This is a genomic window from Labilibaculum sp. DW002 (assembly GCF_029029525.1).
Taxonomy (GTDB): Bacteria; Bacteroidota; Bacteroidia; order Bacteroidales; family Marinifilaceae; genus Paralabilibaculum; species Paralabilibaculum antarcticum.
Genome location: NZ_JAKJSC010000011.1, coordinates 83,723 through 96,409, shown reverse-complemented (window position 1 = coordinate 96,409; position 12,687 = coordinate 83,723). Strand labels below are relative to the sequence as shown.

At 34.6% G+C, this 12,687-nt stretch carries 15 protein-coding genes; 8 read left to right on the top strand and 7 right to left on the bottom strand.

Going from position 1 to position 12,687, the window contains the following annotated elements; genetic code table 11:
• Position 1 precedes the first annotated feature (1 nt).
• Positions 2 to 478 carry a flavodoxin domain-containing protein gene (locus tag L3049_RS21135; protein WP_275111830.1) on the top strand — a complete coding sequence of 159 codons (477 nt, stop codon included), beginning with the start codon at positions 2 to 4 and terminating at the stop codon, positions 476 to 478.
• A 205-nt stretch (positions 479 to 683) separates the two neighbouring features.
• Positions 684 to 1,304 carry a CPBP family intramembrane glutamic endopeptidase gene (locus tag L3049_RS21130; RefSeq protein ID WP_275111829.1) on the top strand — a complete coding sequence of 207 codons (621 nt, stop codon included), beginning with the start codon at positions 684 to 686 and terminating at the stop codon, positions 1,302 to 1,304.
• A gap of 4 nt (positions 1,305 to 1,308) precedes the next feature.
• On the opposite strand, the gene L3049_RS21125 is transcribed toward L3049_RS21130, so the two are convergent.
• From L3049_RS21125 to L3049_RS21110, 4 genes are all read right to left on the bottom strand, one after another.
• Complete coding sequence (locus L3049_RS21125; protein WP_275111828.1) at positions 1,309 to 1,806, bottom strand: CIA30 family protein; 498 nt, start codon at positions 1,804 to 1,806, stop codon at positions 1,309 to 1,311.
• 153 nt (positions 1,807 to 1,959) lie between these two features.
• A complete protein-coding gene (locus L3049_RS21120) occupies positions 1,960 to 2,493 on the bottom strand; it encodes a dihydrofolate reductase family protein (protein ID WP_275111827.1) in 534 nt (177 codons plus the stop codon).
• Positions 2,493 to 2,855 (bottom strand): cupin domain-containing protein, encoded by a 363-nt coding sequence (locus tag L3049_RS21115; protein ID WP_275111826.1) that lies wholly within the window; start codon positions 2,853 to 2,855, stop codon positions 2,493 to 2,495. Before L3049_RS21115 ends, L3049_RS21120 begins: the two co-directional genes overlap by 1 nt.
• 64 nt (positions 2,856 to 2,919) lie before the next feature.
• Positions 2,920 to 3,522 (bottom strand): hypothetical protein, encoded by a 603-nt coding sequence (locus tag L3049_RS21110; RefSeq protein ID WP_275111825.1) that lies wholly within the window; start codon positions 3,520 to 3,522, stop codon positions 2,920 to 2,922.
• Positions 3,523 to 3,731: 209 nt separating this feature from the next.
• Here L3049_RS21110 and L3049_RS21105 point away from each other — a divergent pair, with 209 nt between their 5' ends.
• Positions 3,732 to 4,325 carry a 2OG-Fe(II) oxygenase gene (locus L3049_RS21105; RefSeq protein WP_275111824.1) on the top strand — a complete coding sequence of 198 codons (594 nt, stop codon included), beginning with the start codon at positions 3,732 to 3,734 and terminating at the stop codon, positions 4,323 to 4,325.
• An 80-nt stretch (positions 4,326 to 4,405) separates the two neighbouring features.
• Here the strand turns inward: L3049_RS21105 and L3049_RS21100 are convergent, their stop codons facing one another.
• The 3 genes from L3049_RS21100 to L3049_RS21090 all read right to left on the bottom strand — a co-directional run bounded on the left by L3049_RS21100 (position 4,406) and on the right by L3049_RS21090 (position 7,349).
• A complete protein-coding gene (locus L3049_RS21100; RefSeq protein WP_275111823.1) occupies positions 4,406 to 4,855 on the bottom strand; it encodes a KTSC domain-containing protein in 450 nt (149 codons plus the stop codon).
• Positions 4,856 to 5,158: 303 nt separating this feature from the next.
• Positions 5,159 to 6,229, bottom strand: coding sequence for an L-rhamnose/proton symporter RhaT (locus L3049_RS21095; protein WP_275111822.1), 1,071 nt, complete (start codon positions 6,227 to 6,229; stop codon positions 5,159 to 5,161).
• Between the two features lie 85 nt (positions 6,230 to 6,314).
• Entirely contained in the window at positions 6,315 to 7,349 is a 1,035-nt protein-coding gene (locus L3049_RS21090; protein ID WP_275111821.1) for a uroporphyrinogen decarboxylase family protein, read from the bottom strand.
• Between the two features lie 167 nt (positions 7,350 to 7,516).
• Here L3049_RS21090 and L3049_RS21085 point away from each other — a divergent pair, with 167 nt between their 5' ends.
• The 5 genes from L3049_RS21085 to L3049_RS21065 all read left to right on the top strand — a co-directional run bounded on the left by L3049_RS21085 (position 7,517) and on the right by L3049_RS21065 (position 12,669).
• On the top strand, positions 7,517 to 8,383 hold the full coding sequence (locus L3049_RS21085) for an AraC family transcriptional regulator (protein WP_275111820.1): 867 nt from the start codon (positions 7,517 to 7,519) through the stop codon (positions 8,381 to 8,383).
• A gap of 142 nt (positions 8,384 to 8,525) precedes the next feature.
• Complete coding sequence (locus L3049_RS21080) at positions 8,526 to 9,557, top strand: GntR family transcriptional regulator (protein WP_275111819.1); 1,032 nt, start codon at positions 8,526 to 8,528, stop codon at positions 9,555 to 9,557.
• A 30-nt stretch (positions 9,558 to 9,587) separates the two neighbouring features.
• Positions 9,588 to 10,256 carry a corrinoid protein gene (locus L3049_RS21075; RefSeq protein ID WP_275111818.1) on the top strand — a complete coding sequence of 223 codons (669 nt, stop codon included), beginning with the start codon at positions 9,588 to 9,590 and terminating at the stop codon, positions 10,254 to 10,256.
• Between the two features lie 59 nt (positions 10,257 to 10,315).
• Positions 10,316 to 11,674, top strand: coding sequence for a uroporphyrinogen decarboxylase family protein (locus tag L3049_RS21070; RefSeq protein WP_275111817.1), 1,359 nt, complete (start codon positions 10,316 to 10,318; stop codon positions 11,672 to 11,674).
• An 80-nt stretch (positions 11,675 to 11,754) separates the two neighbouring features.
• Complete coding sequence (locus L3049_RS21065) at positions 11,755 to 12,669, top strand: CobW family GTP-binding protein (protein ID WP_275111816.1); 915 nt, start codon at positions 11,755 to 11,757, stop codon at positions 12,667 to 12,669.
• The last annotated feature ends 18 nt before the right edge of the window (positions 12,670 to 12,687 follow it).

Genomic DNA, 12,687 nt, shown 5'->3' with positions numbered 1-12,687 from the left:
AATGAAGGGACTTCTTGTTTATCAGTCGAAACATGGTACCACAGAAAAAGTGGCTCAGCGAATGCAAAATTTGTTGGGAGAAGAATATCTATTAATTAATATCAATACAACATCTCTTCCTAATTTGGAGGAATTTGATAGAATTGTTATTGGAGGATCTATACATGCAGGAGCTATTCAAAAAAAAATTCAAGCTTTTTGTAAGCTCAATTTAGATCTATTACTTCAAAAAGAAATTGGTTTGTTCCTCTCGTGCATGTATAAAGGAGATCCTGCCTTAAAACAATTCGAAACAGCTTATCCAGAGAGCTTGATAAAACATGCAAAGGCAACGGCTATTACAGGTGGAGAATTTCTTTTTTCGGAGATGAATTGGATCGAAAAAATAATTGTTCGCAAAATTGTTGGTGTAAAAGAAAGTCAATCGGAAATTAATTTTAATGCAATTGATGATTTTATTGCTCATATGACAACTTAAATCATGTCGTTTACCCTGTTTTTAGGGCCATTATTAAAAGAGTTTATTCGTTTATCATCAAAAAACCTTCATTCCTAAATAATACCTGTTTTTTTGAAACAAAATTCATTAAAAAACTGTAAATTAAATAGAACGAGTCTTAATAAGGATTTCCTTCCTTATTATCGAATTCTATAATGATTTCTCTTTTTTATTGGATTTTAAGATGAAGAAACTGTACCTGTGGATAGAAATGATTTTCATGTTTCTGGTAATTCCAGTCTTGTATTTTTACGAGCTGATACCAGTACATAAAGCTATTCCACTGGTTCTGGTATTTATCTATTGTCTGTTTATTATCTATAAAGACAAAAATTTCGATCGTAATATTCTCAAGATTAAGCGTGATTATCCTTGGCAAGAGTTTTTATTTAAAGGCTTTGCACTTCTAATCGTAAGTTCACTTTGGGTTTATGTTTTCAGAGCAGATGTATTTTTCCATTTACCAAGGAATAATTTTTGGATTTGGCTAACAGTAATTCTTTCTTATCCAATTTGGTCAGCCTACACACAAGAGTTTATATTTCGAGCATTCTTTTTTCATCGCTATAAAAGCTTGTTTTCTAATCCTTTGGTAATGTTATTGATCAATGCGATTTGTTTTGCTCTGGCACACATTATTTTTAGAAATTGGCTGGCCTTAATATTTACCTTTATTGGCAGTCTAATTTTTTCTTACACCTATCTTCGCAATAAATCTTTAAATGCAGTGTTTTTGGAGCATTCTCTGTATGGGAATATCATATTCACAAATGGCTTGGGTATCTATTTTTACTTGCCAATGTAAGGGGTTATTTCAAAGATATCCACTTTATTTCAAGCTTAAAACTTTCTGTTTTTTTGTTGCCTATCAATATGGCAACTTCCTCTAATAGCTGACCTGGGTAATTTGGAATGCTTAGTTTTCGCCCTCTAAAAGTAGGATATAGATCCGATAAAGAAATCTCAATTATTTGCCATTCTCCTGAAGTCAAAAAATGTGAGACGTAAGAATGAGATTCGTTTGTATTCGATTTTACTCTAAATTGATATCGCTTACCATCTCCCTTAATTTTAAGAAGTATTTTTGAGAATTCATTTACCTCGATAGTAGGAAAGATATTTTTCACCATTGAAAATCCACCATTGTTTTCGAGCGAAACATAGCCTTTGAAAACAGCGTTTCCTTCTTCATTTAGGTAAAAACCAGATTCTGATCTTCCTCCCATAACCACATCGTTTACAATCTGCCAATTAGAAAGTTTGCTATTCGAATTGAATTCAGCGATGCTCAATGTGTTTGTATTCATCAGTAGGTGGACAAGTAAAATATGTGTTATCATATTAGTAAAACAAATGAGAAGCAAAAAAGTTTATTTATAGTCATTTTACCTTTTGCTTCGGGTGAATTTTAATGGTGGTGAATTGCCTATACTAACTGATGATTCTTTCCTTTAGTTCAGCTATTGATTCAATTCGTATTTTAACTCTACAACACCTGAAGAGTGAGACTTGGTCGCTTTAAGATTGATTGCTTTATCGGTAAGAAAAGTGTCGAAAAGAGCGATGCCATTTGGCAAGATAATTGGCATTACAAAAATAATTATTTCATCAATTAGGTTCTCTTCAATAAGCAAACTATTTATTTTTCCTCCGCCAATTAGCCAAATATCTTTACCTTCCTGATTCTTAAGAGTCTTAATTGTTTCGACTTGATTTTCCGTCAAAAACCTTACATGTTCCGTGTTCTTTTCATCTGTCTGGCTGGTAAAAACAAAATTCTTTTTTCCTGCATATGGAAAATCAATTCCCCAACTCATGATCTGATCATAGGTTTTTTTGCCCATGATTGTAGTATCAATAGAATTGTAAAATGCTTCGTATCCATAATCTGTTTGTGCAGGATTTGGAATTGCTTCAAGCCAATCTACCTCTCCACCTTTTCTAGCTATTTTGCCATTCAAGCTCATGGCGATATATAGTTTTACCTTTCTCATTATAACTGATCTTTAATATTTTTGGTAATTGAAGATTCAACATCTCCAGTATGAGCCGTAGTCTTGTTTTCGATAAGCATTATTTTGCATTCTTCCTTTGAGGATACTCTGTGTTGTGTTCCTTTTTTAACAATGTATAGGTCTCCAGTTGCCATCTCGAAAGGCTCTAAACCTTCAACTTCCATTAATAAATTCCCTTCAATTATAAAGAACAACTCATCTTCATTTTTATGATCGTGCCATGGCAATTCATCGCCTTTTATTTTGGCAATTTTAACGTAGGCATCATTCACTTCACCAATTACCTTTGGCGAAAAATAGTCTTTGATCTTGGAGAAGTTTTCTAGTAGGTTTGTTTTCATTTTAAGCTGTTTTGCGTAAAGTAAAAACTATTTAGTAAGTAAACAAAGAAGGTTGGCGGTAAGTTTATTTTTGTTCGAGAAGTGACTTTAATGCGAGTAACTCGTCTTCATTACCATACTTTTCTATCATGCCATTAACCATTCTGTCTGCTGATTTACACCCAACACCATTTTCAACACAATCTAAAACGTAAACATTCGCATTTGCATAATTGATATGATAATCTCCAGGATTTATTTGATAAGCTTTATACAGTAATTTTTTTGCGTTGAGGTAATTACCATTCTTCAGCCAATAGTTGCTGTCTTTTAATAAACGATCTGTTTTGTCATCAACAACAGAAGATTCGTATGATCTGCGGTCTTCCACTTTATTAGTATACTGACTTATTTTATATCGAACAGTAAAGAATATACCAACGAGGATGGGGATGATGATAATACCGGCTATAATTCGTCGCTTTTTGTTTTCCTTTTGGGCTTTTTCTCTAATGTTTTTTTTAATGATCTCTAATTCATCAGCAGGTACAGTTTTGAATTGTAAAGAATTCTTATGAATGTGAGCAGTTTCGTTTTCATTTTTACCTTTTTTAAAAACATTTGTCCTATTTCTCGCATTGTTTTTAATCGAAACAATCATTGCTTGTACTGAACCACCAAAACTCATAATCCTAAATTTCTAGTTTTTTAATATCTCTAAAATCTCTTCTTTTTAAATTTATCAATAATATTTGATTTGAAAAGTAATGATTAGATTTTATTTGGGGTGGTGGTATCAACTTTCTTTAATAGTGGGGTGACTAGCTTATAGTCTCATTTTAATAGTCTACCTTGTTGTTCAGCGAATTTGTTTCGCATACATATTAATTCATTCAATTGAATACAACTTTCGAGGATTTGGTCAGCACATATTTAGACAATAATGTTGGCTTAACAGATAATTTCTTGAGCGAGGCTCTGGCTTCTAAGCTCAAAGGAAATTTATTAAATCTGTTGTCGCATAATCAAATGCAGACAGCGGGAATCGGAAACAAAACCGATTTGATCCACAACAAGTCAATCCGTAGCGATAAAATCTATTGGCTCGATCCTAAACATCAAGACGAACATGAAGACAGCTTTTTTGAATTGATGGATCGTTTTATTGACTACCTAAATAGAACTTGTTATACAGGAATAACAGGATATGAATTTCATTATGCTCTTTATGAAAAGGGGACTTTGTACAAGAAACATCTCGATCAGTTCGTGAATAACAAGGGGAGAGCCTTCACAATGATCATGTACTTAAATGTGGATTGGAAACTGGGCGATGGTGGAGAATTGTGTATTCATCATTCGAATCACCAACAAAAGATTACGCCACTTAATGGGAAATGTGTCTTTTTTAAGAGTAGTGAACTTCTGCATGAAGTTTTACTGAGCCATCAGCCAAGGTTAAGCATTACTGGATGGTTAAAAACAGACTAAACTTGTATTCGGGAGAGATTGATCTAATGCAATTCATGATCTTATAAGAATTTAAGATCATGAACCGCATTGAGTATAGTTTAGGCTGCTACTGCATCCTTTTTCGATTTACGATACGTGTAAGTATTGAAAATGCTTCTTTTAGCAAAACGATATTGCTTATCTGAATTGATAAATTTGTTGAATACATTTTTTGGTACACCAAAGTATTCGTAGGTAGTACCATCTAAAAATGAAATTTCTAGCAATAAACCTTTGTGCTTGTAATCAGCAATACCCGATTCTGTGGTTGTTGCAGTATATTCTTCTAGGTTTGCTTCAATAGTTTCTGGAGCAATGCTAACTAAAAAGTGGTAAGCATCGATAATCTCGCGACTTTTCACTTCTGCCTCAGCAAACTTTTCATCATCAGATTGAAATTTATCAGGATGCCATTCTTTCACTAAACTTCTATATTTTGACTTTAATTTCTTAAGATCAGTATCTTGATCTACATCAAATAATTTCTTGTATGCATTGATACGCTTCATAGGTATTCTTTCTAAATTTTCTAATGGGATAAACACTTAACTTTCTGCAGAAAGTACAAGTACTCTCCATGTTTTTTAAGCAGCGACAAAGCTATACATTTTTAAGGTCTGATTAAGATGTATTTATGATTTTCTTATTTTTAAACGGATCTGTTTGATTATTGGCTTATTAAAGGTGCGTGTATGATGTAAAATTGATGTTTAAACAAAAAAAAAAGGTTGCTAAGAGTAGAATTTGAAACCTTGAGAACATTTCAAACTTTATCTCAACAACCCGAGGATTGGTTCTTTAATTTTTTCTATTTAATGCGATCCGTTCGCTAATTCTCCGATATAGCTTCCGTAAGTCATGATTACAAACGATATGACTAAAACAATAAGGGCAATAATTAGAACGATATATGTTTTTCGGTTAACATCTTTCCATTCTTTCATTAATACGCCAATGATATAGCTGAAAAATATCAACATTGACATGTGCAGAACCCAGCTTGAAAATTGAAAGGAGCCCATGCGTACATGACCTAATCCGTAAAAGAAGAATTGCATGTACCATAATGATCCTGCTAAGGCGGAAAGTGAAAAATTGCTCAGGTATCTTTTCGTTCCAGTTTCCTTAATCGAAAATAATGTTTTAATTGAGCCATCTTTGAAGGTTACAATTCCAAACCAAATAAGATTCGTAAGTAAACATCCGAGAGAGGATACGATTAATTTAGCATTTCCTTCAAAATGACCAGCACCATGCTCTGCAGCGATATCTGAAATTGGTTGTCCTACCTCTAAAGATACGCCCCAAATTGCCGATAAGGATCCAGCTACTAAGGTCAATGCTAGACCTTTTTTCATATTGAACGTACTCCCTTTTCCCTTTGTTTTTGAAGATATAAACTTCTCTTTTAAGAAGCCTGCTCTACCGCAAAGGGCAACACCTAAAATAGATGCAATCATACCCAAAAGTACAATGTCGCCACCAACTTTGGTAAATTGTTCGATTAATTGACCATTTAGAATCAGAGGAATTACCGTGCCTAAAACAGCCGAAATTCCAATTGATATTGTATAGGTTAATGAATAGCCAATGTTCCGAATGGCATAGCCAAACGACAAGCCACCAAAGCCATAAACTGACCCTAGCAATAAGGCTGGCCAAAATACTGAGGCGGGCGCTTTAGACAATACGGTAAATAAATCAGGAATGGTAAAATAGCCAATCACTAAAGGCATAAGAAGCCATGCAAAAAGAGCTTGCACGATCCAAAATACGCCCCAAGACCAGTTTTTTACTTTTTCGAATGGCATGTAACAACTTGCAGCAGAAATACCACCTATCGCATGTAGGCCAGTTCCAAATATCGGGTTTGGTGTAATCATTATTTGTTATTTAAGTATTAGGTGTAAGGGTTAGGAATCCAAAGTAAGGATATCGTTCTTAATTTAGACGCCTTGTCAAGGGTAATTATTCTTTCACTGCTTTAAAAAGTGCTTCGATATTTTCTGGTGCAATATCTGGTAAAATTGCTTCATGACTTGGTGAAATTATCAAGCCTGTTGGGAAAACGTTCTTCAATTCATGCACACGTTTAGTGATTTGTTCAGGTGTTCCATGAACCAATAATTCTTGAGCATCAACTGCACCACAAAATGCTTTAGATGTAAATTCTCCACTTAAATGTTCTGCACTCATATCGCTTGCTAGGGCTTGAATTGGGTGAACAATGTCTACGCCCATTTCATATAAATCATCAATAATAGGGAATATTGATCCACAAGAGTGATGCAATACAGTTAAACCGTAGCTTTTTGCCTGATCAACTAACTTTTTTGTTCCTGGAAATACGTACTCACGCAACATAAATGGATCAACCATTAAGGCAGTTTGACTACCAAAATCATTTCCAATTAACACACCGTCTAATTTTCCTTTGGTTGCTTCATAAAATCGGCCGTTAAGGTCAAGGTAAAAGTCTGTAATTTTATCGATTACTGCTTGAAACATTTCAGGATACATCATCATGGTGGTAAGAGCATCTTCCATTCCAAAAGCCGAACAGGTATCTTGAAAATGAGCCGACCACATAATTCCCATTTTAAAATAATCATCGGGAGCTTGTTCAACTAATTTTGCAGCTTTTTCTACATCTAGAAAATCGGCAGGATTTGGCCATGGAAATGTATCAACCATTTTTGGATCTGTCATCCCTTCAAAAAAGCCTGGAGCAGTTAATGTTCGCTCATCTTGCGATCCATTTTCAATTTCTTCTTTCGCAAAAGTAAGGGCGCAGCCAACATCGTAATGAGGTGCATTATTATAGGGTACAAGTATTGGCCAAACATCATCATCAATGCATTTTTTTAATTCGTCGGTATTCGACACTTTAAAATGTTCAAATAATGCTGGTAAGGCTGGTGGTACCGGAAGACCTAACCAACTTGCAGGATAATCAACTTTCTCTCTTCGTATTGTTGCAAAAACTCGTTCTTTTGAATTCATTGTCTACTTTGTTATAATATGGAATAAAACCTAACAAGGGCTTGTTATGCCTGATGATTAGATGATTCAAAATTAGATATCAATTTTTGCTTATTCAATAAATAATCGGTAGTCATTTGTACATTTCCGATCTCTTTTGTTATTTTTGATTTGTAAAACCATAAAAAATGATATCACCAGGGCTAATTGATAAAGTTAACATACAGGTTTACAACACCGCAAAATGTGCTGTAGGTCAGGAATGGAATTATTCTAATATAATAAGTCCGTTTTCAAGAATTTATTTAATAACCGAAGGAGAAGGCTATATTTTACCAGATAATAACATGATAAAATTGAAACCTGGGTATTTGTATTTAGTGCCCAGCTATACGCTCTGCGGTTACCATTGCGTTGAGAAGCTTAGCCAGTATTATCTTCATTTTTCTCATTCTCTTCCCGATGGATTAAAAATTTTTGATCAACTAGCGATCACACAAGAAGTGAAAGCAATGCCAATTGATTTGCATTTATTCGAACGACTTTTGGAAATTAATCCGACTTTATGTTTGAAACATTCCGACCCGAATGTTTATAAGAAAAGTAGTTGGAAGAAGAATCAAATGGAGCACCGTCCGAATAATGTTCAATTGGAAACAGAGGGAATTATCAAGCAATTGTTTTCTCGTTTTATTAATAGTGACAACGCGGAAGTATTGCAGTTACAGAAGCAATCGTTTATTAAAAAATCTTTCGAATACATCTCAAACCATTTGTATGAAGAAATTAGAATAGATGCATTGGCCAACTTGGCTTGTTGTTCCACCGATCATTACACAAGACAATTCAAAAAGATTACTGGCATGCGACCAATGGAATTCATTAATCGCAAAAGAATTGAAAAAGCACAGGAGCTTTTAATTACCACTACAATGTCTCAAAAGAAAATTAGTGAAGAGACAGGCTTTAACAGCCAGCAATATTACACTCGTATCTTTAAAAAGATAAGTGATTGTTCACCAGAACAGTATCGAAAAATGGGTGGACTTATATAATTTTTGTATTTGGCTATTGAACAAACGGATAAGAGATGGAAAGTCTTTTAATCAGAAGTGTGATGATATGTGATTAAGTGTGATGGTGTGTGCTGGTAGGCACAAAAATAACATGTAGTTTTAAACCATATAAATTTGAAGTTTGAATCTGAGAGGACACATACCGATTTATAAAAAGCTCATTGAGTTTTATAGAAACAGGATTATTTCGCAGGAATATTTACCTGGGGCAAAAATTGATTCTATTAATAAAATAATGAGTCGCCATCAGGTTTCGAGAGAGACAGCCAAGAGGGTGTTACAAGCTCTGATTGCGGAAAATTTAGTTATTTCTCAACCTGGAAGAGGAACTTTTATAAACGGAGTTACTTCAATGGTGAAAAAGTGGGGAATGGTTATTCCTTTTTATTCAACAAATATTGAGCAGTTGATTTCTGAAATAAGTAAACAAGCTCAATTTTCGGGTAGGAAGCTGGAGTATTTTCTGCACTATAATAATCCTGATGAGGAAATGAGATCTATTGGTCAGCTCATTCAGAAAGGGTACGAAGCAATTATTATTGTTCCTAATTATGACGAGTCAATTACAGGAGAGTTTTACAGAAGGTTGAATCCGGGTAAAACGAAAATTGTTTTGGCGGATAATACAATGGCAGGTTCTTATTTTAATTATGCGATTCAAAGTTATGATCTGGGTGTGACCAGAGCGGTTGATTATTTAGCTGAATGGGAAGAAAAAGGAAATTATTTGCTTTTAAGCAGTGAGAGATGGCAAGGGAGAAACCTTGTATTTGATCATATGAAACAAACATTCGAGATGATTTTAGAAATGAAATATCCAGATCGAAAACTGTTTCATTCAGCTGATATAAATGATTTGTCTGTTGACTTTTTTAGGGGAAATAACATTAGGGGAGTACTTGCAATACAAGATTCTCTTACCGTAAGGTTAATCGGTAAATTAAAAAAATGGGGTTTTTCCATACCAGAAGAAATTAGACTTGTTTCGTATGGTAATACCGAATTGAGTGAGCTTTTTACACCAGCAATAACGGTTGTTGATTGTCAATATGAAGAAATGGCAAATAAGATTGGACAGCTCATTAATGAAACTTCAAATTTAATTGGCAAGCAGATTATTATACAGCCAAAATTAATTGTTAGAGAAACCTAGTGGTAATTATAGTTGATAAAGTAATTAGTTATGAATGAATTGTTAGAGAAATTAGCGGAATGTGTTGAATTTGGAAAGATTAATAATGCTTCTCCTTATCCACCAACAATGAAAGGTCAAGATGGTGCTGATGAATATGCAAAACAAGCGATTGACGAAGGCATAGAACCTGGTGAAATATTAAAGCATGGCTTAATGGTTGGAATGGAAAAAGTGGGTATTAAGTTCCGCGAGAACAAAGTATTCGTTCCACAAGTTTTAATGAGCGCAAAAGCGATGAGTGCTGCAATGGATCATTTAAAACCATACTTTTCTTCTGGAGCCGCTGAACGAAAAGGTGTATTTGTAGTTGGAACTGTAGAAGGAGATCTTCACGATATCGGTAAAAACTTGGTTGCCATGATGGTTGAAGGTAACGGATATGAGGTAATCGACTTAGGTACAGACGTGAAAGCTGAGCAATTTATTGAAACTGCAGAGAAACATCCTGGTAGTGTAATTGGCCTTTCTTCATTGCTTACAACAACAATGGCTAACATGCAAAAAATTGTTGAAATCGTTAAAAAACACAACCCTGATCGTCAAATTTGCATTGGTGGAGCTCCTATTACTCAGGACTTCTCGGAAAAAATTGGTGCGGATAGTTACAAGCCAGATCCACAAGGAGTGGTTGAGTTTTTGAATTCGTTGGCATCATAAATAATTAATAAACTATAGCTAAGTTGATTAATCGACTTACAAAAGACAAAATATACCCCATGCAAGGATTAGAATTAATAAAAAAGGCAATGCGCCTTGAAGAGGTGGAGAGAATACCTTGGGTTCCTTTTGTTGGAGCACATGCTGGCCAACTAATTGGACTTACGGCAACAGAATTTCTTCAATCAAGTGATAAAATTGTAGAAGGAGTAAACAAATCTATTGAATTGTATAATCCTGATGGAATTCCTGTTGCTTTTGATTTGCAAATTGAAGCAGAAGCATTAGGTTGTAAATTGGCTTGGGCCGATGACAACCCTCCTGCAGTTATTTCTCATCCTTTAATGGAAGGAAAGACTCTTGATGATTTAAAAGTACCATGTGCCTGCGAAGGAAGAATTTCCTTGGTAATGGAGACAACTCGAAAGTTGAGAGAAGAGCATCCAGATTTAGCATTGTATGGCCTGATTACTGGTCCTTTTACACTGGCTTTGCACCTATTGGGTACCGACATTTTCATGCAAATGATGATGGAGCCAGAGAAGACGCACAAATTAATGCGTTTTGCTACTGATGTGGCAAAAATGATGGCTACGAATTACATTGAGTCAGGTGCTGATATTATTGCAATTGTTGATCCGATGACAAGTCAGATCGATCCAATGAGTTTCGAAACATTTGTTAGTCCTTACGTAAAGGAAATTAACGATTCGATTCGTGAAGCAGATGCTTTAAGTTCATTCTTTGTGTGTGGTAATGCGCAGCAAAATATTGAAGTAATGTGTCAAACAAAGCCAGACAATATCTCTATTGATGAGAATATTCCTTTGGATTTTGTTCGTGATATGTCATTGAAACACAATGTGAGTTTTGGTGGTAACATTAAGCTAACAGTTGCCTTGTTAATGGGTGACGAAGATGCTTCTCGCAGAGATGCTCTTGATTGCATGGATATTGGTGGTAAAAAAGGATTTATTCTTGCTCCTGGTTGCGATTTAGCAATGGAGACACCAAAAGAGAATCTAATTGCTGTTGCAGAATTAGTACACGATGAAATTCTTCAAGGAGAGTTGAGAGCTTCAGAGGCAGTTGCTTCAAATATAGAATTACTTGATTTGTCTAATCATTGGGATAAGGAAAAGGTGATCATTGATATCATTACTTTGGATTCATCTTCTTGTGCACCATGTCAATACATGGTGGATGCTGTTGCACGTGCTACAGAATCTTACGGTGATAAAGTGGTTTACAAAGAGCATCGTATTAAAGAGATGGAAGGCGTTCAAATGATGGCTAGTTTAGGTGTGAAAAACCTACCAACTATTGTAATGGATGGAAATATTGATTTTATTTCTCAAATTCCTCCTATTGCTGATATTCAGGCAAAAATTGAAGGCTATTTAGCAAGTAAAAATTAGAATGATATAATTTTTAGCATATGAACCCGATTCAGATAATGAATCGGGTTTTATACCATTTTTAAGGAATTGAGAACTGTATGGTTTATTTTAATCTAATCACAGGTTTTTTAGGGAGTGGGAAGACAACATTGCTTAGTAATTTATTAAGTGAGTTATCCTCTGGTAAACGAATTGCTGTTATTCAAAACGAGTTTGCTCCTTCGGGTGTCGATGGAAAAGAATTGCAGCAATCGAATGAGGATTTTAAGCTTGTTGAAATAAACAATGGTTCGGTGTTTTGTGTTTGTCAATTGGGTAACTTTGAGAGAAACATGCAAAAAGTGATTGCAGAATATCAACCTGAAATTATTTTTTTGGAAGCATCCGGATTGGCAGATCCAATTAGTGTTATTGAGTTATTGCAATCGCCAGGCTTAAAAGACAAAATTGTTTTGGATAAGATTATTAGCCTTGTTGATGCGTCAAATTTCTTTAAAGGACTAAACATGTTGGTTCGCTTTAGGCATCAAATAATGGTGGCTGATAAGCTTATCATTAATAAAATAGATTTGCTTGATGAGGATTTAAGTGAGATTAATAAAGCTCTAAAACAGCTAAATCCATATGCGGAGATTCTACCAACAAGTTTTGCGAAAGTAGATTGGAAAGCTTTGGCAGTTAATGAAATTGACAAAGGAAATGCAGCCAAAAGATACTTAGGCCAAGAGTCAGAAGGGCGACCAGATATCAATGCTTGTGTTTTACGTACACATGATAAGATCTCGGAAGTTGGTTTAACTGAATTTCTGAAAGAATTAACGAAGACTTGTCCTCGAATAAAAGGATATTTGAATTTGAGTGATGGAAGCGTTGTTTCTATTCATTGTGTCTATGAAAATATTGAAATTAAGAACTTGGAGAAATATGTTGGGCCATCAGAATTGATTGCCTTTGGGCATGGTTTAACGGTAAGTGAGCTTCGAAAAATCTTTAAAAAGCATTTAATTAATTAGTATAATTGATTCGTTAGA